Here is a 21,425-nt window from a genome sequence, read left to right as displayed (position 1 = left end):
ACGTGTAGACGATCGTGAAGATCTCCCACTTCACCGCGCTGCGGAGCGCGCGCTGCTGCTTCGGCGGCAGGGTGGTGCGCCCGAACTGCCCGGTCTCGGTCATCCGCCGACCTCCTCGTCGAGGAAGGTCTCGAGCTTCGTCAGGAACGCGTTCTCGCCGAGCGGGACGAGCATGACGATCTCGCGACCGTTCGCCCCCTGGATCTGCGTGTATCCACGGCTCACGCCGGCCTTGTCCACCCACGGGGTGTCTGAGGTGATACCTCCGGCGATGAGGTCGAGCTCGCCGTGGGGGGGCCGCCCGCCCCCCCCCCCCGCGTCCGGGGCCCGCTACTTGCAGACCGTGCCCGAGGCCGGGACCTTGCCCGCCAGCAGGTAGTCGTCCACCGTCTTCTTCACGCACTTGCTGCCGCTGTTGTAGGCGCCGTGGCCCTCTCCCTCGTACGTCACCTCGACCCCGACGCCCTTGCCGAGCGCGTTCACCATCGACCGGGCGCCCTCGTACGGCGTCGCCGGGTCGCCGGTGTTCCCGACCACGAGGATCGGCGCCGCGCCCGGCGCCGAGACGTCCGGGTGCTCCCAGAGCCCCGGCACCGGCCACTGCGAGCAGCTCGCGAGCGACCAGCCCATGAAGTCACCGAAGACGGGGGAGGCCTCGCGGAACTGGCCGAGCCGCTCCTTCGCCTGCCCGAGGGTGTAGCGCTCCTTGAAGTCGACGCAGTTGATGGCGGCGTTCGCGGCCTGGATGTTGCTGTACGAGCCGTCCTGGCTGCGCCCGTTCATCGCGTCCGACAGGGACAGGAGCAGGGCCCCGTCGCCGCCGTCGGCCGCGTCGAGCCCCTGCTCCAGATACGGCCAGAACTCCTTCGAGTACAGCGCCTGCGCGATGCCGTTGGTGGCCTGGGTCTGGGTCAGCTTCCGGTCCCCGATGCCGGGGATCGGCTTCTTGTCGAGCTCCGCGAGGAGGTCCGTGATGCCCGCCTCGATCTCCGAGACGCTGCTGCCGGGCAGCGCGCACTCGTCGCCGCGGTCCACGCAGTCCTGGGCGAAGTTGTCCAGCGCCAGCTGGAAGCCCCTCGCCTGGCCGAGGGCGCCGTCCTCGACGCCGGCGTCCGGGTCGACGACCGCGTCGAACACGGCCCGGCCGACGTTCTTCGGGAACATGTGGGCGTAGACGCCGCCGAGCTCGGTGCCGTACGAGATGCCGAAGTAGTGCAGCTTCTCGTCGCCGAGGACCTGCCGCATCAGATCCATGTCCCGGGCCGCGTTCTCGGTGCCGACGTGCGGCAGGGCCGCGCCCGCGTCGCGCTCGCAGCCCCGCGCGTAGCGCTTCTGCGCGTCGGACAGCGTCCGCTCCTCGGCGGCGTCGTCCGGGGTGAAGTCCAGGGCGTAGTAGGCGTCGAGCTCCTTGTCGGTGGCGCACTCGACGGGGTCGCTGCGGCCGACGCCGCGCGGGTCGAAGGAGACCAGGTCGTAGCGGGAGCGCAGCGACTCGTAGTCGGTCGCGAAACCGGGCAGGGCGGTGACGCCGGAGCCGCCGGGACCGCCGAAGTTGAAGACGAGCGAGCCGATCCGCCGGGCGCTGTCCCGGGCCTTGGCGCGGATGAGGGCCAGCTCGATGGTCTCGCCCTCCGGGTCCGCCCAGTCGAGCGGCGTCTGGAGGAAGGAACACTCCCAGACGGCACCCCCGGGCAGCGGCGAGGGCGCGGGTCCGCCGCCCTCGGCGGCGGACGGCGGCGGGCACGGCGCCCAGGACAGCTTCTGCGACGTCAGCGCCGAGAGCCCGGTCGCGCTGCCGGTCGGCGTCACCGGGTCCGCCGCCTGGTCTCCCCCGTCCGAGCAGCCGGCGGCGAGCAGCACGGTGGTGGCGGTGAGCAGGGCGGCGCGCTGGGCGGCGGAGATCGGCATAGGCCCATCGTGGGCCGCGGCCCCCGCCCCCGCGCGGGACGGGGGTCCAAGCGGGTGGCGGGGGCGGCGGCCCCGCGGACCGGCTGCCGGGGAGCTCCCTACAGGGCTTCCCGCTTGGTCAGCCAGTTGAAGCAGATCCACCCCGGCAGTACCGGGATCCACAGCGTGAGGAGGCGGTACAGGAGCACGGCCGGGGTCGCGACCTCGATCGGCAGGCCGCCGACGGTGACCAGGCCGACGGTGAGAGCGCCCTCGACCGCGCCGACACCGCCCGGGGTGGGCGCCGCCGAACCGAGCGCGTTGCCCGCGAGGAAGACGACGGCCACGGTCGCGTAGCTGATCGTCTGGTTCCCGTGGCTGAACGCCCGGATCGAGGCGTCCAGACAGAGGACGAACACGATGGTCAGGAGCAGCATCCCGCTGATGCCCGTCGCCAGCTTCATGGGCCGCTGGAGCACGTCCAGCATGCGCGGCACCACTCCGGCGAAGAGCGAGCGCAGTCGCGTCGACACGAACTTGCGCATGAACGGGATCGCCGTCACCACGAGGACGAGCACCGCGACCGTCAGGAGCCCTGCGATCACCGTCCTCGACGGGCTGAAGGACTGCGTCTTCTCGGTGCCCGTCAGATAGCCGAAGGAGAGCAGGAGCACGATGTGCGCCCCGAGCCCGAAGAGCTGCGAGGCGCCGACGCTCGCGACCGCGAGCCCCGGGCGGACGCCCGCGCGCTGGAGGAAGCGGGTGTTCAGGGCGACACCGCCGACCGCCGCCGGAGCGACGATCTTCACGAACGAGCCGGCGACCTGTGCCACCACCGTCCGCCAGAACCCGACCCGCTCGGGCACGAAGCCCAGCAGGCTCATCGCCGCCGCCACGTAGCTGATCGCCGAGAACAGCACCGCGGCCGCCACCCAGCGCCAGTCCGCCTCGCTGACCGTCGACAGCGGCGTACGGGCGATCTGCGACAGCAGGAAGTACGCGGCGACCGCGCCCGCGATCATGCTGACCAGGGTCCGCGGCTTGATCCGCTCCAGGCGGACCGGCTCCACCGGGGCCTGCGGGCGGATGAGCAGCACCTGCTGCCGGATCTGCGCGAGCAGGTCCTCCTCGCGGGCCTCGTCGAGGGCGGTGTCCAGGGCCCGCTTCTCGGCCTTCTTGTCCGCCTTCTTCTCTGCCTTCGTCTCCGCCGGGACGGCCTCCTTGTCCGCCGCGGCCTCGGCCTTGGCGAGCGCCCGCTCGTGCTTGGCGGCCTCCGAGGCCGCGAGCACGGCCTCCCGCTCCCGGGCGGACCGCTCCCGGGCCAGTCTCCGCAGCGTCGCGCGCGTGGAGCGGCTCAGCGCGATCGGTTGGAGCAGTGGCAGGCAGTCGGCGACGGTGTCGGGACCGAGCACCTCGACGGCCGCGGCGACCGCGCGCTCCGCCCCGACCCGCAGACCGAGGGTGGTGAGCAGCTGGGCGATGTCCATCCGCAGGACCAGGTCGCCGGCCGCGATCTCGCCGCCGCGCAGATCCGTGAGGATCACCCTGCCGGAACGATCCACCAGGATCGCGTCCCCGGAGAGCCGCCGGTGCGCGATCCGGCGGGACTGCAGCGCCCGGACCTGCCGCCAGGCGCTGCGGACCAGCTCGTCGGTGATCTCCTCGTCGTCGAGCGAGTCCAGGGTGCGGCCGCCGATGTGCTCGTACACGAGCATCACGGCGTCCGGACCGAGCTCGGAGGTGGCGATCAGCTTCGGCGCGTTCGCCCCGGCGGCGATCGCCGCGTACGCGAGGAGCGCCTCCTGCTCCAGGGCCTGGCGCAGCGAGACGATGGAGCGGCGGGTGGTGATCGTCCGCAGGCTGATCCGCCGCCAGGCGCGGTAGAAGAAGCCGTGGGCCTGCTGCTCCCGGTCGACGACGGTGACGTCGAGCGGCGGCCCGTCCTCCAGGGTCACGATGTACCGGCGGCCCCGGTCCCCGCTGTCGGCCGCGTCGGCCACGTCCTCGGCGCGCAGCGCGGTCACCGGCCGGAAGCCGACCCGGCGCAGGCCGGCGAGGAGGGTCTGCCCGGTGGGCCGGACGTTGGGCGAGCCGACGGCGTACAGGGTGCCGTAGGCGACCGTCCAGCCGATCAGGACGGTCAGGATGATCGAGAGGGCGGTGGTGTAACCGGCGACCAGCATGGTGAAGGCGTCGAGCAGCAGCACCACCCAGAGCGACACCCGCCAGCGGGGCCTGCGGGCCATGCCGACGGCGGTCATGTACGCGATGACCGGCGCGAGGTAGTTGTGCACGGGGTCCGTGAGGCCGCCGCCGGACTGCGGCTGGGTCAGCGCGTCCTGGATCGTGCCCGGCGCGGCCTGCGCGACCCAGAGGTCGGTGGCGAGGGTGACGCCGTGCGCCAGGACGGCGGCGAGGACGCCGTCCGCGATGCGCAGCCCGTCGCGTTTGATCAGCCGTTCGATGGCGAACGCGACCGGTACGAGCAGGACGGCGATGGACGAGACGAGACCGGCGATCTTGACGAAGACGTCCGGGGCGCCGACCGCGCCCTTGTTGATGTCCTCCTCCAGGCCCGAGGTCGTGGCGTGGGCGAAGGCGGCGACGGCGATGACGAGTCCGATGGCGAGCAGGCCGACGAGCAGCCGCATCAGGTCGGAGGGCCGGTGGACGCGGGCGGCGAGCAGCGGCTCGTCCCCGGAGACGCGCTCGGGCACGTCGGGCTGAGCCCCCTCGGGAGGCCGCGTGTCCTGCCCCATCACCATGTCCGTCTCTGCATGTGCTTCTCGTCGGTCGCGTCCGTGATCATGCTCGCGATCACCCGTGCGATCGTGCTCGTGTTCTTGTCCGTGTTCTTGTACTTGTCGCTCTTGATCTCGTATCACCAGTCACCGCCCGGACGATGGTGGCACGAAGAGCCGCCGGGCGGAGGCATCAGGGCCATGTCGGTGCGGTGAGGCAGGATGGGGCGGATGAGCATCGAGGAACCCGTGGGGGAGACCGGAGACCTGCCCGCGTACGCGGAGCGGGTGCTCGACGTGGCCGACGCCATCCCTCCCGGCCGCGTGATGACCTACGGCGACGTGGCCGAGTGGCTGGGCGAGGGAGGGCCGCGCCAGGTCGGCCGTGTCATGGCACTGTACGGCGGTTCGGCCCCCTGGTGGCGGGTGGTCCGCGCCGACGGCACCCTGCTGCCGGGCCACGAGCTCCGGGCCCTCGGGCACTACCGCGAGGAGGGCACGCCGCTGCGCGCGGCGGGCCCCGCGGCCGAGGGGCACGTGCCGAGGATCGACATGCGGCGGGCCCGCTGGGACGGAACTCACACCTGACGGCTCCGCCCCGGCGGGCCGGGGCGGGAGGGGCCCGCGGGGGTGGACGCGGTGCGGAGTACGGCTCGTCGGCGGCACGCTTCGCGTAACGTCGACGTCCGCGCATCCCGAGGCGGCGGCCACGGCACACGGCCGCCTCACCCGCACCACCACACCCACCAGGACCGGCGATCCACGTGAGCTCCTCCTCCACCACCCGGCGTACGCCGCCGCACCAGGGACAGCCGTACCCGGGTCCGGGACGGCAGCGGACCCCGGGCGCGTACCGACTGGTGCGCACCACGCCGGCCCCGCTGGATCCCCCTCAGCTGGACGCAGTCCAGCGGGAAGTGGTTGAGCACACCGAGGGACCTCTCCTCGTCCTCGCCGGACCCGGCACCGGCAAGACGACCACGCTGGTCGAGGCGGTCGCCGCCCGCATGGAGAACGGCGCCGACCCCGAGCGCCTCCTCGTCCTCACCTTCAGCCGCAAGGCCGCCGTCGAACTCCGCGACCGCATGGCCGCCCGGCTCGGCGGCCGCCGCCCCCCGCAGGCGACGACCTTCCACTCGTACTGCTACGCCCTGATCCGCGCCCACCAGGACGCCGAGCTCTTCGCCGAACCGCTCCGGCTGCTGTCCGGACCCGAGCAGGACCTCGCCGTCCGTGAACTGCTCGCCGGCCAGATCGACCTGGAGAAGGCGGGCCTCGGGCACGTCCGCTGGCCCGACGAGCTCCGCGCCTGCCTCACCACCCGGGGCTTCGCCGACGAGGTACGGGCCGTCCTCGCGCGCTCCCGCGAACTGGGCCTCGGACCCGACGCGCTGGCCCGCTTCGCGGACCGGGTCGGCCGCCCCGACTGGAAGGCTGCGGCGGGCTTCCTCGCCGAGTACCTCGACGTCCTCGACCTCCAGGGCGTCCTCGACTACGCGGAACTCGTCCACCGGGCCGTACCGCTCGCCCGGGACTCCCGCCTGCCCGCCTACGACGCGATCTACGTCGACGAGTACCAGGACACCGACCCCGCCCAGGTCCGGCTCCTGCACGCGCTCGCGGGAGGCGGCCACGCCACGGTCGTCGCCTTCGGCGACCCCGACCAGTCCATCTACGCCTTCCGCGGCGCCGACGTGAACGGCATCCTCGACTTCCCGTCCGCGTTCGGCGGCGCGGACGTCCGCGTCCTCGGCGCCTCGCGCCGCTCCGGCGCCGCCCTGCTCGGGGCGACCCGGCTGCTCGCCCAGCGGATGCCGATGCCCCGGCTCCCCGCCGACAAGGTCCGCGCCCACCGCGACCTCGCCCCGACCCGGGACGGCGGCCGGGCGGAGGCGTACACGTACCCCACGGCCTCGGCGGAGGCCGAGAACATCGCCGACCTGCTGCGCCGCGCGCACCTGGAGGACGGCGTGCCCTGGCCGGACATGGCCGTCCTCACCCGCGCCTCCTCCTCCCTGCCGTCCCTCCGCCGCGCCCTCACCTCCGCGGGCGTCCCGGTGGAGACGGACGCGGCGGACACCCCCCTGCGCCACGAACCGGCGGTGGCTCCTCTGCTGCTGGCACTGAGGGCGGTCGCCGCGGACCTGCGTCCCGCCGCGCCGGACCGGGCTGCGGGCATGCGTTCCGCCGGGGCGGACGGGGTGGGCGCCACCCCCGACGGCGCCGCACCCGTCCCGGACGGTGAGCTCCAGGACGCCGCACCCGTCCCGGACGGTGAGCTCCAGGACGCCGGGCCCACGCCGGACGGCGGCCCGGTGGACGCCGACGCCCCGGCCCCGGCCGAGACCGCGCCCGCCGCCCCGGGGCCGTACGACACCGCCGGATGGCTCTCCGTGGAGACCGCCCTGGAGCTGCTCGCCTCGCCCCTCGCGGGAGTGGACCCCGCCGACCTCCGCCGCCTCGGCCGCGCCCTCCGCGACGAGGAGCGAGCCGCCGGCAACAAGATCCCGCCGCCCTCCGACGTCCTCCTCGCGAGGGCCCTCGCCGAACCCGGGCGACTCGTCGCCCACGACCCCGCGTACAGCAAGGGCGCGCAGCGGCTCGGGCTGCTCCTCCAGGAGACCCGCACCCTCCTCGCCGCCGGCGGCACCGCCGAGGAGGCCCTCTGGGTGCTGTGGAAGGGCACGCCCTGGCCCGGCCGCCTGGAGCGCGCCGCCCTGCGCGGCGGCCCCGCCGGACGCAACGCCGACCGCGACCTCGACGCCGTCTGCGCGCTCTTCGAGACCGCCGCCCGCGCCGAGGAGCGCGTCGGCGGCCGGGGCGTCCTCAACTTCCTCGAAGAGCTCGACGCCCAGGACATCGCCGCCGACACCCTCACCCGCCGGCACACCCGCCCCGACGCCGTCCGCCTGATGACCGCCCACCGCTCCAAGGGCCTCGAATGGAGCTTCGTCGTCGTCGCGGGCCTGCAGGAGGGCCTCTGGCCGGACCTCCGCCGCCGCGGCTCGCTCCTCGAAGCCGACCGCATCGGCCGCGACGGCCTCGCCGAGCCCCTCACCCCCGGCGCCCTGCTCGCCGAGGAGCGCCGCCTCTTCTACGTCGCCGCCACCCGCGCGCGTGACCGGCTCGTCGTCACCGCGGTGAAGGCCGCCGCCGAGGACGGGGACCAGCCGTCCCGCTTCCTCGCCGAGCTCGGCGCCGAGCCGAAGGACGTGCCCGGCCGCCCCCGCCGCCCGCTCGCGGTCTCCGCCCTGGTCGCCGAGCTCCGCGCCACGACCGTCGACCCGGAGGCCTCGCCCGAGCTCCGCGAGGCCGCCGCCGACCGGCTCGCCCGGCTGGCCGCGCTCACCGACGAGGACGGCCAGCCGCTCGTCCCGGCCGCACACCCCGACCGCTGGTGGGGCCTGTTCGAGCCGACCCGGAGCCCGGAGCCGCTGCGCGACCGCGACCGCCCGGTGGCGCTGTCGCCGAGCTCCCTGGAGAACCTCGTCGGCACCTGCTCCCTCCAGTGGTTCCTGGGCCGCGAGGTCAAGGCGGCGGCACCCGCGACCGCGGCCCAGGGCTTCGGGAACGTCGTGCACGTGCTCGCCGACGAGGTCGCCTCCGGGCGCACTCCGGCCGACCTCGACGTCCTGATGGCCCGGCTGGACTCCGTCTGGGACGCCCTCGCCTTCGACGCCCCGTGGAAGTCGGCGCAGGAGAAGCAGCACGCGCGCGTGGCCCTCGAACGCTTCCTGAGCTGGCACGTCATGGACCGCGGCGGCCGCACCCCGGCCGCGTCCGAGCACGGCTTCGACGTGACGCTGGAGGCGGGGGAGTACGAGGTCCGCATCCGAGGGTCCATGGACCGGGTCGAGACCGACGAGCACGGGCGCGCGTACGTCGTCGACTTCAAGACCGGCAAGTCCGCCCCCACCAAGGACGAGGTCGCCCACCACCCGCAGCTCGCCGTCTACCAGCTCGCCGTGCGGGAGGGCGCCCTCGACGAGGTCTTCGGCGGGGACCGCCCGGAGCCCGGCGGCGCCGAGCTCGTCCAGCTGCGGCAGGCCGCCCCGAAGAAGGAGGGCGGCGACGCCCTGCCCAAGGTCCAGGCGCAGGAGCCCCTGACCGGCGAGTGGGTCGGCGAGCTGCTCGCCACGGCGGCCGGCCGGGTCCTCGACGAGCGGTTCACCCCCAGCACCGGCCAGCACTGCACGACCTGCTCCTTCCGGGCCTCGTGCAGTGCCCGGCCGGAGGGCCGCCAGGTCGTCGACTGACCCGCCGCACCTACGCCCGCGCGCTCCACGAGGGCCCCGGCCGTCGCACCCGGGGCCCCACCCGTGCGGAGTAGCGGGCACGCGCGCGCGGGGCGACCCTGGTGGACAGGGGTGCACGGGAACGCGAGGAGGCCCGCATGGCGTCCCACCGAAAGCTCCGCGCCGCGGCGGTCGTCTGCGCCGCCGTCGTCGCCACGGGGCCCGCGCCGGTCGCGGCCTGGGCGGCGACCGCCGGCCCGGCCGCCGCCCCACCCGGCGCGGCGGCCCCCGGACCCGCCCCCTCCCCGGATCCCTTCGCCCACCTCACCGCCGACGAGATCGGCGAGCGCGCCGTCACGGCCACGCAGTCCGCGACGTCGCTGCGCATGACCGGCCGGGTCGTCAGCGACGGACAGCCGCTCGACATCGACTTCGCCCTCAACGACCACGACGAGTGCACCGGCCTGATGAGGATCAAGGGCGGCATCGCCGAACTGCGCCGGGTCGACCACGTCACCTACATGAAGGGCGACGAGACGTTCTGGCGGGTCTCCATGTCCTCCCAGGGCATACCGGAGCCGCAGATCACGGCCACCCTCGAACTGATCAAGGGCCGCTGGCTGAAGATCGCCCCGGGACAGGCGGGCAGCGAGGCCCTCGGCGGCGTCTGCGACCTGAAGTCGCTCCTCGCCGACCTGGACAAGGACAAGGAGCAGCGCAGCGGACTGACCCGCGGCCCGGACGGCACGGTGGCCGGCACGCCCGTCGCGACCCTGGTGAAGAAGAGGACCGACGGCGGCACGACCACGGTGTCCGTCGCCGAGCGGGGCAAGCCGTACATCCTGAAGATCGTGAAGGCGGGCGGCGACGAACCCGGCACCATGGTCTTCCGCGACTACGACAAGCCGGTCACGGTGAAGGTCCCGCCGGCCGACGAGACCGTGGACCTCACCGGGCTGGACGGCGGGGTCTCCGCGTAGCACCGCAGGTCAGAGGCGCACGGGGTGGGAATGTCGGTCCGCCCCGTTAGCCTCGTTCAGGTGACCGCGCACCTCACCGACCCCGAGCAGCTCAAGGAGCTCCTCGGCATCCCGTTCACCCCGGAGCAGACGGCCTGCATCACCGCGCCGCTCGCCCCGCAGGTCGTCGTGGCCGGAGCCGGCTCCGGCAAGACGACGGTGATGGCCGCCCGGGTGGTCTGGCTGGTCGGCACGGGCCAGGTCGCCCCCGAGCAGGTCCTCGGCCTCACCTTCACCAACAAGGCGGCCGGCGAGCTCGCCGAGCGGGTCCGCACCGCCCTCGTCCGGGCCGGCGTCACCGACCCCGACGTCATCGACCCGGACGATCCTCCCGGCGAGCCCCGCATCTCCACGTACCACGCCTTCGCCGGGCAGCTCCTGACCGACCACGGCCTCCGCATCGGCCTGGAGCCCACCTCCCGGCTGCTCGCCGACGCCACCCGCTACCAGCTCGCCGCGCGCGTGCTGCGCGAGGCCCCCGGCCCGTACCCCGCGCTCACCCGCTCCTTCCCGACGCTCATCACCGACCTGCTCGCCCTCGACGCCGAGCTCGCCGAGCACCTCGTGCCGCCCGAGCGGCTCCGCGCGTACGACTCCGAGCTCCTCGACGCCCTCGCCGGCGCCCGGCTCAGCAACGCCGAGCTGCGCAAGATCCCCGAGGCCTCCGCCGCCCGCCGCGAGCTCCTCGACCTCGTCGTCCGCTACCGCGCCGCCAAGCGCTCCCGCGACCTGCTCGACTTCGGCGACCAGATCGCCCGCTCCGCCGAGCTCGCCACCACCCGCCCCGAGGTCGGCGCGATCCTCCGCGAGGAGTTCCGGGTCGTCCTGCTCGACGAGTACCAGGACACCTCCGTCGCCCAGCGGCTGCTGCTCTCCGGCCTCTTCGGACAGGGCCCGACCGGCGGCGCCACCGGACACGCCGTGACCGCCGTCGGCGACCCCTGCCAGGCCATCTACGGCTGGCGCGGCGCCTCCGTGGCGAACCTGGACGACTTCCCCGAGCACTTCCCGCACGCCGACGGCAGCCCCGCGAACCGCTACTCCCTCTCCGAGAACCGGCGCAGCGGCGGCCGCCTCCTGGACCTCGCCAACGGCCTCGCCGCCCCCCTGCGCGCCCTGCACGCGGGCGTCGAGGCGCTGCGCCCCGCCCCCGGCGCCGAGGCCGACGGCACCGTGCGGATCGCGCTGCTGCCCACCCACGCCGAGGAGATCGACTGGCTCGCCGACTCCCTCGCCCACCTCGTACGGACCGGCCGGGAGCCCGGTGAGATCGCCGTCCTGTGCCGCACCGCCACCGACTTCCCCGCCCTCCACGCGGCGCTCGTCGCCCGGGACGTGCCCGTGGAGGTCGTCGGCCTCTCCGGCCTCCTCCACCTGCCCGAGATCGCCGACCTCGTCGCCGTCTGCGAGGTCCTCCAGGACCCGGGGGCCAACGCCGCCCTCGTCCGCCTCCTCACCGGCCCCCGCTGGCGCATCGGCGCCCGCGACCTCGCCCTCCTCGGCCGCCGTGCCCGCCTCCTGGTCCACCGGGGCGGCGAGGAGGCGGACCCCGACCAGCGGCTCGCGGCCGCCGTCGAGGGCGTCGACCCGGCCGAGGTCGTCTCCCTCGCCGACGCGCTCGACACCTTCCTCGACTCCGGCGGCGCCGACGACGGCCTGGTCTTCTCCGCCGAGGCCCGGGTCCGCTTCGCGCGCCTCGCCACCGAGCTGCGCGCCCTGCGCACCTCCCTCGCCGACCCCCTGATGGACGTGCTGCACCGGGTCCTCGGCGCGACCGGCCTTGAGGTCGAGCTCTCCGCCTCCCCGCACGCGCTCGCGGCCCGCCGCCGCGAGACCCTCGGCCACTTCCTCGACATCGCCGCCGGCTTCGCCTCCCTCGACGGCGAGGCCAGCCTCCTCGCCTTCCTCGGCTTCCTGCGGACGGCCGTCCAGTTCGAGAAGGGCCTCGACAGCGCGCTGCCGGGCGGCGAGAACACGGTGAAGGTCCTCACCGCCCACAAGTCCAAGGGCCTCGAATGGGACGTCGTCGCCGTCCCCGGCCTGGTCACCGGCCAGTTCCCGAGCGCCCGGGCCCGCGAGTCCTGGACCTCGCAGCCCCAGGTGCTCCCGCACGCCCTGCGCGGCGACGCGGCCACCCTGCCGGACATCGACACCTGGGACGCCAAGGCCCTGACGTCCTTCAAGAACGAGATGCGGGACCACCAGCACACCGAGGAGCTCCGCCTCGGCTACGTGACCTTCACCCGCCCCCGTTCCCTCCTCCTGGGCTCCGCCCACTGGTGGGGGCCGGCCCAGAAGAAGCCGCGGGGCCCCTCGGACTTCCTCCAGGCGCTGTACGACCACTGCGCGTCCGGCCACGGCGAGATCGAGGCCTGGGCGGACGAACCGGAGAAGGACGCGGAGAACCCGTCGCTGGCGCCCGGAGACGACCCGGCGTGGCCGCTGCCCCTGGACGACGAGGCCCTGACCCGCAGGCGGAAGGCGGCGGAACTGGTCAAGGACCGGCTGTGGGCGCACGCCCCGCAGGACGGAACCGAGGACCCCCGCCCCGCCGGCACGGCGCCCGGCCTCGCCGACGCCGACCCCGAGGAGCCCCGCCCCGCCGGCACGGCGCCCGGCCTCGCCGACGCCGCCCCCGAGGAGCCCCGCCCCGTCGGCACGGCGCCCGGCCTCGCCGACGCCGCCCCCGAGGACCGCTGGCCCGACGAGGAGGAGCCCGTCTGGGACGAGGAGGCCCTCCCCGAGGACACCCACAGGGACGCGGTCCCGCCGCCCCGCGAGGAGGTCCGCTCGCTCACCGCCGAGGACACCAGGACCGTCGCCTCCTGGGACCGCGACCTCACCGCCCTCACCACCGAGCTCCGCCGCGCCCGCGCGACCACGCGTGACGTCCTGCTGCCCGCGTACCTCTCCGCCTCCCAGGTGCTGCGCCTCGCCGCCGACCCCGACGGCTTCGCGCAGGAGCTGGCCCGGCCCATGCCCAAGGCGCCGCAGCCCGCCGCCCGCCGGGGCACCCGTTTCCACGCGTGGGTGGAGTCCCGCTTCGAGGAGCTCCCGCTGCCGTTCCTCGGCCCGGAGGAGCTGCCCGGCGGCGAGGAGTTCGCGGGGGAGCCGGAGATCCTCGACGAGCGTGACCTCGACGAGCTCAAGGAGGCCTTCGCCCGCACCCCGTACGCCCACCGCACCCCGTACCGCGTCGAGGTCCCCGTGCACCTCTCCCTCGCGGGCCGGGTCGTCCGGGGCCGGATCGACGCCGTCTACCGGGACCCGGAGTCCGGCGCGTACGAGATCGTCGACTGGAAGACCAGCCGGGAGCGCTCCGCGGACCCCCTCCAGCTGGCGATCTACCGGCTGGCCTGGGCCGAGCAGCACGGCCTCGCACCCGAGGAGGTGGCCGCCGCCTTCGTGTACGTCCGGACGGGCGAGGTCGCCCGGCCCGCTCGGCTGCCCGGGCGGGCCGGTCTCGAGGCGATCCTGCTGGGCGGGGCACCCCCGGACGCCGGATAGGCTCGGGGCATGAGCGAGACCCCGGACAGCGCCGTCCACACCGTACGCGCGTACGTCGCGAAGCACCGCGACGCCTTCCTCGGCGACCTGGCCGAATGGCTGCGCATCCCCTCCGTGTCGGCCCAGCCGGACCGGGCCGGGGACGTACGGCGCAGCGCCGAGTGGCTCGCCGCCAAGCTCACCGGGACCGGCTTCACCACGGTCGAGGTCTGGGAGACCGCCGGCGCGCCCGCCGTCTTCGCCGAGTGGCCCTCCGGGGACCCGGACGCCCCGACCGTCCTCGTCTACGGTCACCACGACGTGCAGCCCGCCGCCCGCGAGGACGGCTGGCACACGGACCCGTTCGAGCCGACGGTGGTCGACGGCCGGATGTACGCGCGCGGGGCGGCCGACGACAAGGGGCAGGTGTTCTTCCACACCCTCGGTGTCCGGGCCCACCTCGCCGCCACCGGCCGCACCGCGCCCGCCGTCAACCTCAAGCTGATCGTCGAGGGCGAGGAGGAGTCCGGCTCCCCGCACTTCCGCGCGCTCGTCGAGGAGCACGCCGGGCGGCTCGCCGCCGACGCCGTGATCGTCTCCGACACCGGCATGTGGTCCGAGACCACCCCCACCGTCTGCACCGGCATGCGCGGGGTCGCCGACTGCGAGATCGAGCTGTACGGCCCGGACCAGGACATCCACTCCGGCTCCTTCGGCGGCGCCGTGCCGAACCCGGCCACCGTCGCGGGACGCATCGTCGCCGCCCTCCACGACGAGCACGAGCACGTCGCGATCCCCGGCTTCTACGACGGCGTGACCGAACTGACCGACGCCGAGCGCGCCCTCGTCGCCGAGCTGCCCTTCGACGAGGCGGCCTGGCTGCGCACCGCCAAGTCCCACGGCACCCTCGGCGAGGCCGGCTTCACGACCCTGGAGCGGGTCTGGGCCCGGCCCACCGCCGAGGTCAACGGCATCGGCGGCGGCTACCAGGGCCCCGGCGGCAAGACGATCGTCCCCGCCTCCGCGATGCTCAAGCTGTCGTTCCGGCTGGTCGCGGGCCAGGACCCGGAGAAGATCGAGAGCGCGGTACGGGACTGGCTGGCCGGACTCGTGCCCGCGGGCATCCGGTACGAGATCGTCTTCGGCGCCCCGACCCGCCCCTGCCTCACCCCCCTCGACCACCCCGCCCTCAAGGCGGTGGCCGGGGCCATGAGCCGGGCCTTCGACGGCGCCAAGGTCCGCTACACCCGCGAGGGCGGCTCCGGACCGGCCGCCGACCTGCAGGACGTCCTGGAGGCACCCGTCCTGTTCCTCGGCATCTCCGTCCCGTCCGACGGCTGGCACGCCCCCAACGAGAAGATCGAGCTCGATCTCCTCATGAAGGGCGTCGAGACGACCGCGCTCCTGTGGGGCGACCTGCCCACCGCCCTCCACACCAGCGCCCGCTGAACCCACACACCGATCCGGGGGAGTTGGAAGCACCTGTGAGCACCTTGAAGAACGCGTCAGCGGACCGCCCGATCTCGCTCACCGCCCCGAGCGGCATCGACCGCGCCGCCCACCACCGCCTCGACGAGGCCTGGCTGGCGGCGGCCTGGAGCCACCCCACCACCCGGGTCTTCGTGGTCTCCGGGGGCCAGGTGCTCATCGACGACCTCCCCGACGGCACCACCGAGCTCGTGATGACCCCGGCCTTCGAGGCCCCGGTCACCGAGACCCACCGCTACTTCCTGGGCACGGACGCCGACGGCGTCTCGTACTTCGCGCTCCAGAAGGACTCCCTGCCCGGCCGCATGGACCAGTCCGCCCGCCCCGCCGGGCTGCGCGAGGCCGGTCTGCTGCTCTCCGACCGCGACGCGGGCCTCATGGTGCACGCCGTGGCCCTGGAGAACTGGCAGCGCCTCCACCGCTTCTGCTCGCGCTGCGGCGAGCGCACGGTCGTCGCGGCCGCCGGTCACGTCCGCCGCTGCCAGGCCTGCGGCGCCGAGCACTACCCGCGCACCGACCCCGCGGTGATCATGCTGGTCACCGACGACCAGGACCGGGCGCTGCTCGGCCGCCAGGTGCACTGGCCGGAGGGACGCTTCTCGACCCTCGCGGGCTTCGTGGAGCCGGGCGAGTCGATCGAGGCGTCGGTGGCCCGCGAGGTCTTCGAGGAGGCCGGTGTCACGGTCGGCGAGGTCGAGTACATCGCGAGCCAGCCGTGGCCGTTCCCGTCCAGCCTGATGCTGGGCTTCTTCGCCCGCGCCACGTCCTCGGAGATACAGGTGGACGGCGAGGAGATCCACGAGGCCCGCTGGTTCTCCCGCGAGGACCTGGCCGCCGGCTTCGAGTCCGGCGAGGTGCTGCCGCCGTACGGCATCTCGATCGCCTCCCGCCTGATCGAGCGCTGGTACGGCAAGCCGCTGCCGAAGCCCGGCGACGTGGTCTGAGCCGGTCCCGCACGTGAGGACGTCCCCGCCGGTACGACCGGACGGGGACGTCTCCGCGGTGCTCACGCACGGGCCAGGTGACGCCTGAGACTCCGGCCGAGCGGCCGCTCGACGAGCCGGTGCACCAGGTACGACAGCACGAGCATCCCGAGCAGCACGGCGGTGAGCAGCACCCACGGGGAGACCCGCGCCCCGAAGCGCGCGAAGAACTCCCAGCCGATGACCTCGTGCAGCAGGTACAGGGGGTAGGTCAGCGCCCCGGCCACCGGCAGCCACCGCCACCGGATGCCGGAGAGCCTGCCGGTCGCGACGAGCGTCATCGTCCCGAAGAAGGCGGCGAGCACGACGAGCACGGGCCACGCCGGCCGGTCGCCGAGGAAGGTGAGCTCCTTGAACTTGTCGATCGAGGGCGCGAGCGAGGCGCAGTAGCAGAAGCCGACGACGCCGAAGAGCATCAGGTTCGGGCGGAACCGGTACATCAGGTAGAACGCCACGCCGGCGATGAAGAACCAGCTGTACTCGGGGATCAGCAGCAGCCGCAGGGGGCCGGGCGCGGCCGGGGCGACGAGGACGGTCGCCGCTCCCCAGGCGCAGCAGAACAGCAGCACCCGGCGGTAGGTCAGGCCCCACCAGGCGAGCAGCGTGAAGAGCAGGTAGAAGCGGAGCTCGGCGAAGAGGGTCCAGTAGACCGCGTCGACGGAGTCGGCGCCCAGCGGCTCCTGGAGCATCGTCAGATTGGTGAGGATCTCGTTCCAGGGCAGGTGCTCGCGCCCGCCGGGGATCACCGCGACGGTGACGGACGTGGCGACGACGGCGAACCAGTACGCCGGGTAGAGACGCGCCACACGGGAGACGAAGAAGTCCTTCACCGGCCTGCCCGAGCCGCTCATGCAGATGACGAAGCCGCTGATGAGGAAGAAGAACTCCACGCCGAGGTAGCCGTACGAGGCCACGGAGTAGGTGCCGGGGAAGAGCCGCTCGACCGGCGCGGGCCAGCCCGCCCCGAAGGCGAGGTAGTGGTACGCGACCACCATGAGGGCGGCGACGAGACGCAGGCCGTCGAGGACGTGGAGGCGTCCGCGGCCTCGGCCCGCGGCGTCCGTCCTGGTGCCCGGCACGCGGCTCCAGGACACGGGCGCGGCGAGAGGGGCAGGGGCTGTCTGGTTGAGCACGAGGTATCCCACCTGGATATGCAGTCGCAAATCTCGGTCGGGACGAGAGCATAGGGGCGCTGTCGGAAGCCGCACAAAGACGGGGTGGTGTGTGACGCTCTTCACGGTGGGAGGGGATTCATGGGGTTCGCTCAGGCGAAATCCCGGTCATACGGGACCTCCTGGCCTCCCCCCGTCGCCCTCGGGGCGTCACCGCTCCTCGTGGTCTCCGCACGGGCGTTTCGCGATCTTCACCCGAACCCCTCGGGATCTCCTCGGCCCCCCGGACGCCCCCCGCACGCACGGAACCCCCGGCCGGTCGTGTCACCGGTCGGGGGTTCCGTGCGGGGATCCGCGGAAGGGCTTCAGACGCCGATCTTCTGCTTGACCTGCGCGAGGCTCGGGTTCGTCAGGGTCGAACCGTCCGGGAAGAGGACGGTCGGCACCGTCTGGTTGCCGCCGTTGGCCTTCTCGACGAACGCGGCCGAGTCCGGGTCCTGCTCGATGTTGATCTCCGTGTACGCGATGCCCTCGCGCTCCATCTGGCTCTTCAGCCGACGGCAGTAGCCGCACCACGTGGTGCTGTACATCGTCACAGTGCCCTGCATGGCCAGGCGCTCCTCTTCGTTCGCGGACGGGTGCCGAGAAGAAGAACGTACGCCGCCCCCGCCCCATTCCCGGAATTCGTACGACCGGCGCCTCCCGCCTGTGGACGAGCCGCCGCACCGGCCCCGCCGACCTGGCAGCATGGCGGGGTGACAGCAGCGACGCACTCCACTCTCTTCCCGCAGGTCCCGGAGACGGCCGACGCGGTGCTCGACGGGCTCGACCCCGAGCAGCGCGAGGTCGCTCTCGCCCTGAACGGGCCGGTGTGCGTCCTCGCTGGGGCCGGCACGGGCAAGACGCGGGCCATCACCCACCGCATCGCGTACGGGGTGCGGGCGGCCATCCTGCAGCCCTCCAGTGTGCTGGCCGTCACGTTCACGAACCGTGCCGCGGGCGAGATGCGCGGCCGTCTCCGGCAGCTCGGCGCGGGCGGCGTCCAGGCCCGCACGTTCCACTCCGCCGCCCTCCGCCAGCTCCAGTTCTTCTGGCCGAAAGCAGTCGGTGGCGACCTGCCCCGGCTCCTGGAGCGGAAGATCCAACTGGTCGCCGAGGCCGCCGCCCGCTGCCGGATCCGGCTCGACCGGAACGAGCTCAGGGACGTGACCGGCGAGATCGAGTGGGCCAAGGTCACCCAGACCGTCCCCGCCGACTACCCGGCGGCCGTCGCCAAGTCCGTCAGGGACGCCCCCCGCGACCCGGCCGAGATCGGCCAGATCTATGCGATGTACGAGCAGCTGAAGCGCGACCGCTCGGTGATCGACTTCGAGGACGTGCTGCTGCTCACCGTCGGCATCCTCCAGGACCGGCACGACATCGCCGACCAGATCCGCCGCCAGTACCAGCACTTCGTCGTCGACGAGTACCAGGACGTCTCCCCGCTCCAGCAGCGGCTGCTCGACCTGTGGCTCGGCGACCGCGACAACCTCTGCGTGGTCGGCGACGCCAGCCAGACGATCTACTCCTTCACCGGCGCCACCCCCGACCACCTCCTGAACTTCCGCACCCGGCACCCGGGCGCCACGGTCGTCAAACTGGTCCGCGACTACCGCTCCACCCCGCAGGTCGTCCACCTGGCGAACGGGCTGCTCAGCCAGGCCCGCGGCCGGGCCGCCGAGCACCGCCTCGAGCTGATCTCCCAGCGCGACACCGGCCCCGAGCCGGTCTACACGGAGTACGCCGACGAGCCCGCCGAGGCCGAGGGCACCGCCCGCCGCATCCGCGACCTCGTCGCCGCCGGGGTCCCGGCCGGCGAGATCGCCGTCCTCTACCGGATCAACGCCCAGTCCGAGGTCTACGAGCAGGCCCTCGCCGACGCCGGAGTGCCCTACCAGCTCCGCGGCGCCGAGCGCTTCTTCGAGCGCCAGGAGGTACGGGAGGCGGGCATCGCCCTGCGCGGCGCCGCCCGCGCCGGGGGCAACGACTCGCTCCTCGACGACGTGGAGGACCTCCCCGCGCAGGTCAGGGCCGTCCTCTCCACCAAGGGCTGGACCAGCCAGGCGCCCGCCGGGTCCGGCGCCGTCCGCGACCGCTGGGAGTCCCTCGCCGCCCTCGTCCGGCTCGCCGAGGACTTCGCGCGCGCCAAGCCCGGAGCGACCCTCTCCGACCTGGTCGCCGAGCTCGACGAGCGGGCCGCCGCCCAGCACGCCCCGACCGTCCAGGGCGTCACCCTGGCCTCGCTCCACGCGGCCAAGGGCCTCGAATGGGACGCCGTCTTCCTGGTCGGCCTCACCGAGGGCATGATGCCGATCACCTACGCCAAGACCGACGAGCAGGTCGAGGAGGAGCGCCGCCTGCTGTACGTGGGCGTCACCCGGGCCCGGATCCACCTCACGCTCTCGTGGTCGCTGTCCCGTTCCCCCGGGGGCCGCCCCAACCGGCGCCCCAGCCGCTTCCTCAAGGGGCTGCGGCCCGGCTCCGGCTCGCTCGGCACGGTGGGCTCCGCCGGCGGCGGCTCCGTCGAGCGGGGGAGCGGCCCCGTCCGGCGCAGGCAGCGCGGCCCGGTCCTGTGCCGGGTCTGCGGCGCCACCCTCACCGAGGCGGGCGCGATGAAACTGATGCGCTGCGAGGACTGTCCCTCGGACATGGACGAGGCGCTGTACGAGCGGCTCCGGGACTGGCGGTCGGAACAGGCCAGGGAGCTCGGCCAGCCGGCGTATTGCGTGTTCACCGACAAGACGCTCATGGCGATCGCGGAGCGTGTCCCCGGCACCGACGGCGAGCTCGCCTCGATCGCCGGCGTCGGCGTCCGCAAGCTCGACCGCTACGGAGCCGAGGTCCTGGCCATCTGCGCAGGTGAGGAGGGTGGGGCGGGTGCGGACGAGACCTGAGGAAAACTCGTCGGAAAAATAGTTTGCGCCCGCCCCGTCAAGCCCCATAGGTTCTTAACCACGGAAACAGCGCTTCTTCGAAGCCCTGTCTTCGTGCTGTACTTGTCCAAATAAACATGAGGGTCCGGCTCGCACCCGAGCCCTCCGAGACGCCGAGAGGAGGCGATTCCAGTGATCAGCTACACCATCCAGACCAGCACCGTCAGCACCGCCAGCTTCGTCAGCAGCGCCAAAATGACCGATCGCTCGGCCGTCTCCGCCTGCTCGCTCGGCCTCTCCGCCTCGGCTCTCATTGGCACCGGTCTGCCCGTCGCCGGCCTGCCCGTCACCGGTCTTTCCGGTCTCGGTGCGGTCGCCGTGGTCCGGCGCAATGAGCGACCGACCAAGGCACTGGAAGCAGGAGCAGCAGGCAAGGCCAAGGCCTATGACTTTGCGGCGACCGGTGCCGGAACCCAGCAGCAGACGACGACGCACGACCACATGATGTGGGCCTTCCGTGGGCTCGAACCCTGGAGTGATCCAGTCTGATCCATGATCAGACCGGCGCCTTCAGGGCCGCGGAACCCCACCCGGGATCCGCGGCCCTTCTGTTTGTCCCCGAACGGGGGCGACGGCGCGAAGGGGCCTCGGGAAAGACACCGCCCGGTACCAGCCGAAACCCCGGCCAACAGGCCGGAACGACCAGACGAGGAAAGACCACCGTGCAACTCGAAGCGCACGCCCCGTCCGTACCGCATTCCGAATCGCTCCCCCTGCCCGGCCTCACGGAGGACCCCGCTTTGACCCCCCTCACCGCGCTCACCGCGCTCGACGACGCCATCGAGAACCTCGGCGTCCCCGTCCCCTGTCGCGCCTACGACCCCGAGGTCTTCTTCGCGGAGTCCCCGGCCGACGTCGAGTACGCGAAGTCCCTCTGCCGGACCTGCCCGCTCATGGCCGCCTGCCTCGCCGGCGCCAAGGAGCGCCGCGAGCCCTGGGGCGTCTGGGGCGGCGAGCTCTTCGTCCAGGGCGTGGTCGTCGCCCGCAAGCGGCCCCGTGGCCGTCCGCGCAAGAACCCGGTCGTCGCGGCATGAGCGCCACCGGAACCATCGACCGCCCCCTCACGCACGATCCCCAGAAGCAGGCCCCGATGACCTCTTCCACGAGCGAGCCCGCCGGCTCCGCCACCCCAGTCTTCTCCCCCGCCGCCGCGTACACCGCGCGTCAGAACAGGACCCGTGAAATGCAACTCATCCCAGAAGCCCTGGCCCGTGCCCATATGCACGAGCGACAGCGCGAGGCCGACGCGGAACGCCAGGCCGTGCGCCTGGTCGCCGCCCGGCGCATGCAGCGCCGCGCCGAGCGCGTCTCGCTGCGCGCCCGCCGCGCGCTCGCCATGGCCGTCATGCACTGAGCATCGACGTGATGCCCGGCCCTGTCCCCCCGGACAGGGCCTCGGGGGGGGGGGGGCGGCCGCGCCGCCCCCCCCCCCGCGCCGCGGCGCCGCCCCGCCCCCCCCCCCCCCCCCCCCCCCCCCCCCCCGCGCGCGCCGGCCCCCCCCG

15 protein-coding genes are annotated in these 21,425 nt (G+C 73.8%); 10 read left to right on the top strand and 5 right to left on the bottom strand.

Annotated features, from left to right (window positions below; all coding sequences use genetic code 11):
* Positions 1–99: 99 nt before the first annotated feature.
* The 3 genes from ACFV2S_RS36995 to ACFV2S_RS36985 all read right to left on the bottom strand — a co-directional run bounded on the left by ACFV2S_RS36995 (position 100) and on the right by ACFV2S_RS36985 (position 4,652).
* Complete coding sequence (locus ACFV2S_RS36995; protein ID WP_385570447.1) at positions 100–225, bottom strand: hypothetical protein; 126 nt, start codon at positions 223–225, stop codon at positions 100–102.
* A 105-nt stretch (positions 226–330) separates the two neighbouring features.
* The gene (locus tag ACFV2S_RS36990) at positions 331–1,908 is read right to left on the bottom strand and encodes an alpha/beta hydrolase (protein WP_385570442.1); all 1,578 of its coding nucleotides are present in this window, start codon (positions 1,906–1,908) and stop codon (positions 331–333) included.
* Between the two features lie 98 nt (positions 1,909–2,006).
* Positions 2,007–4,652 carry a flippase-like domain-containing protein gene (locus tag ACFV2S_RS36985; protein ID WP_385570437.1) on the bottom strand — a complete coding sequence of 882 codons (2,646 nt, stop codon included), beginning with the start codon at positions 4,650–4,652 and terminating at the stop codon, positions 2,007–2,009.
* Between the two features lie 198 nt (positions 4,653–4,850).
* On the opposite strand from ACFV2S_RS36985, the gene ACFV2S_RS36980 reads away from it, so the two are divergent.
* From ACFV2S_RS36980 to nudC, 6 genes are all read left to right on the top strand, one after another.
* Positions 4,851–5,216, top strand: a complete 366-nt coding sequence (locus tag ACFV2S_RS36980) for an MGMT family protein (protein WP_383797727.1) — start codon at positions 4,851–4,853, stop codon at positions 5,214–5,216.
* Positions 5,217–5,392: 176 nt separating this feature from the next.
* Positions 5,393–8,884: an ATP-dependent helicase gene (locus ACFV2S_RS36975; RefSeq protein WP_385570431.1), complete on the top strand. Its 3,492-nt coding sequence runs from the start codon at positions 5,393–5,395 to the stop codon at positions 8,882–8,884.
* 137 nt (positions 8,885–9,021) lie between these two features.
* A complete protein-coding gene (locus ACFV2S_RS36970) occupies positions 9,022–9,843 on the top strand; it encodes a hypothetical protein (protein ID WP_385570428.1) in 822 nt (273 codons plus the stop codon).
* A gap of 60 nt (positions 9,844–9,903) precedes the next feature.
* Complete coding sequence (locus tag ACFV2S_RS36965; protein ID WP_385570424.1) at positions 9,904–13,389, top strand: UvrD-helicase domain-containing protein; 3,486 nt, start codon at positions 9,904–9,906, stop codon at positions 13,387–13,389.
* Between the two features lie 9 nt (positions 13,390–13,398).
* Positions 13,399–14,817 carry a dipeptidase gene (locus ACFV2S_RS36960; protein WP_385570419.1) on the top strand — a complete coding sequence of 473 codons (1,419 nt, stop codon included), beginning with the start codon at positions 13,399–13,401 and terminating at the stop codon, positions 14,815–14,817.
* A 35-nt stretch (positions 14,818–14,852) separates the two neighbouring features.
* Positions 14,853–15,800 carry an NAD(+) diphosphatase gene (gene nudC / locus ACFV2S_RS36955; RefSeq protein WP_383796971.1) on the top strand — a complete coding sequence of 316 codons (948 nt, stop codon included), beginning with the start codon at positions 14,853–14,855 and terminating at the stop codon, positions 15,798–15,800.
* Positions 15,801–15,862: 62 nt separating this feature from the next.
* Here nudC and ACFV2S_RS36950 read toward each other — a convergent pair whose 3' ends face one another.
* Both ACFV2S_RS36950 and ACFV2S_RS36945 read right to left on the bottom strand, forming a co-directional pair.
* Positions 15,863–16,972, bottom strand: coding sequence for an acyltransferase family protein (locus ACFV2S_RS36950; RefSeq protein WP_385570412.1), 1,110 nt, complete (start codon positions 16,970–16,972; stop codon positions 15,863–15,865).
* Positions 16,973–17,316: 344 nt separating this feature from the next.
* The gene (locus tag ACFV2S_RS36945; RefSeq protein ID WP_382872906.1) at positions 17,317–17,559 is read right to left on the bottom strand and encodes a mycoredoxin; all 243 of its coding nucleotides are present in this window, start codon (positions 17,557–17,559) and stop codon (positions 17,317–17,319) included.
* A 147-nt stretch (positions 17,560–17,706) separates the two neighbouring features.
* On the opposite strand from ACFV2S_RS36945, the gene ACFV2S_RS36940 reads away from it, so the two are divergent.
* The 4 genes from ACFV2S_RS36940 to ACFV2S_RS36925 all read left to right on the top strand — a co-directional run bounded on the left by ACFV2S_RS36940 (position 17,707) and on the right by ACFV2S_RS36925 (position 21,277).
* On the top strand, positions 17,707–19,884 hold the full coding sequence (locus ACFV2S_RS36940) for an ATP-dependent DNA helicase UvrD2 (RefSeq protein WP_385570406.1): 2,178 nt from the start codon (positions 17,707–17,709) through the stop codon (positions 19,882–19,884).
* Positions 19,885–20,055: 171 nt separating this feature from the next.
* Positions 20,056–20,412, top strand: coding sequence for a hypothetical protein (locus ACFV2S_RS36935; protein ID WP_383796974.1), 357 nt, complete (start codon positions 20,056–20,058; stop codon positions 20,410–20,412).
* Positions 20,413–20,585: 173 nt separating this feature from the next.
* Positions 20,586–20,957, top strand: a complete 372-nt coding sequence (locus ACFV2S_RS36930; RefSeq protein ID WP_383796975.1) for a WhiB family transcriptional regulator — start codon at positions 20,586–20,588, stop codon at positions 20,955–20,957.
* Positions 20,954–21,277 carry a hypothetical protein gene (locus ACFV2S_RS36925; protein WP_385570400.1) on the top strand — a complete coding sequence of 108 codons (324 nt, stop codon included), beginning with the start codon at positions 20,954–20,956 and terminating at the stop codon, positions 21,275–21,277. The genes ACFV2S_RS36930 and ACFV2S_RS36925 overlap by 4 nt, the downstream gene beginning before the upstream one ends.
* Positions 21,278–21,425 lie beyond the last annotated feature (148 nt).

This window comes from Streptomyces sp. NPDC059695, assembly GCF_042733785.1.
In the GTDB taxonomy this organism is placed as follows: Bacteria; Actinomycetota; Actinomycetes; order Streptomycetales; family Streptomycetaceae; genus Streptomyces.
This window is presented reverse-complemented; position numbering and strand designations above follow the sequence as displayed.